Annotated in this window: 1 pseudogene; it reads right to left on the reverse strand. The window is 73.2% G+C overall.

Annotated elements, in window-relative coordinates:
• Positions 1–105: 105 nt before the first annotated feature.
• Positions 106–1,494, reverse strand: a pseudogene (locus ACFQ87_RS46140) (ABC-F family ATP-binding cassette domain-containing protein); the annotation flags it as partial.
• Positions 1,495–1,680 lie beyond the last annotated feature (186 nt).

The raw sequence follows: 1,680 nt of genomic DNA on the forward strand, positions 1-1,680 counted from the left end.
TGAACGACTGGACGATGGGAGCCGTATGAATCGAGAGGTTCACGTACGGATCTGAGAGAGCCGGGGGGTGAAACTCCCCCCGGCTACTCGCTAAGTAGGGTGCCAGAGTGTTCCGCCGATCTGGACCAGGGCGGCCAGGGCGAGGCGGGTCTTCTCGCCGCCGGACAGGACGCCGGCCGGCTTGTCGGCGTCGTCGCCGCGGAAGAGGAACGCGCCGAGCACGTGCCGCAGTTCGCCGTCGGTCAGGTCGGGCGCGGCCTCGGCGAGGTTGTCGCGGACGCTGAGCGCCGGGTCCAGGGTGTCGTGCTCCTGGGCGAAGTAGCCGAGCCGCAGGCCCGTCCCGGGGACGACGCGGCCGGAGTCCGCGGTCTCGTGGCCGGCCAGGATCCGCAGCAGGGTGGTCTTGCCCGCGCCGTTGAGGCCGAGCACGACCAGCCGGCTGCCGCGGTCGACGGCGAGGTCCAGGTCGGTCAGTACCGGCCGGCCGCCTTACGCCTTGGCCAGGCTGATCGCGGCGAGCGGCATCCGGCCGCAGGACGCGGGCTCGGGCAGCCGGATGCGGGCGGTGCGCTCGGCCTGCCGGACGGGTTCCAGCTCGGCGAGCATCCGGTCGGCGCGGCGGGCCATGCTGCGGGCGGTGGTGGCGGTGGCGACATTGGCACGCATCCGGTCGGCCTGGGCGTGCAGGGCGGCGGCCTTGCGTTCGGCGTTGGCCCGCTCCCGGGCGCGGCGGCGCTCATCGGCCGCGCGCTGGGTGAGGTACGCCCGCCAGCCGGTGTTGTGGATGTCGATGGTGGCGCGGCCCGGGTCCAGGTGGAAGACCCGGTTGACGGTCTCCTCCACCAGCCCGAGGTCGTGGCTGATCAGCACCAGCCCGCCCTGGTGGGTGGCGAGGAAGCCGCGCAGCCAGGCGGTCGAGTCGGCGTCCAGGTGGTTGGTGGGCTCGTCCAGCAGCAGGGTGCCGTGCTCGGCGAACAGGATGCGGGCCAGCTCGACCCGGCGCCGCTGGCCGCCGGAGAGCGTACCGACGGGGGAGTCCATCACCCGGGCGGGCAGCCCGAGCCCGGCCGCGACCCGGGCGGCCTCGGCCTCGGCGTAGCCGCCCCGGGACTGGAACCGGGCCTCGGCCCGGGTACAGGCGCCCATCGCCCGGCGTTCCTCCGCCGGGGAGCCGGCCAGAGCCATCGCCTCCTCGGCGGTGCGCAGCGCGCGGACGGCGGTGTCCAGGCTGCGGGCGGACAGGATGCGGTCGGTGACGGTGACGGCCGGGTCGGCGGCGCGGGAGTCCTGCGGGAGGTAGCCGACCGGACCGGTGCGGGTGACCGTCCCGGCGGCGGGCGGCAGTTGCCCGGCGAGGGTGGCGATCAGGGTGGTCTTGCCGGCGCCGTTGCGGCCGACCAGGCCGATCCGGTCGCCGGGGGAGATGTGCAGGGTGATGTCGGACAGCAGCAGGCGGGCACCGACGCGCACGTCGACACCACGGGTGGTGATCACGGGATAACGTTCCGAAACAGCTAATGGACACACGGGTGGCGTGGAGGTGGGTCCGTCAGCTAGGAGATTCGGGGCGTAGACATGCGGCCAGGCTAGCCGGTGACTTCGCAGGTGGGGTTTTGGGTTTCCAGCCAGCGGGGTCGGGTTTCGTCGATGCTGAGGAGTTCGAGCAGGTGTGCTTGGACT

The organism is Kitasatospora sp. NPDC056531, from assembly GCF_042794375.1.
GTDB lineage: Bacteria > Actinomycetota > Actinomycetes > Streptomycetales > Streptomycetaceae > Kitasatospora.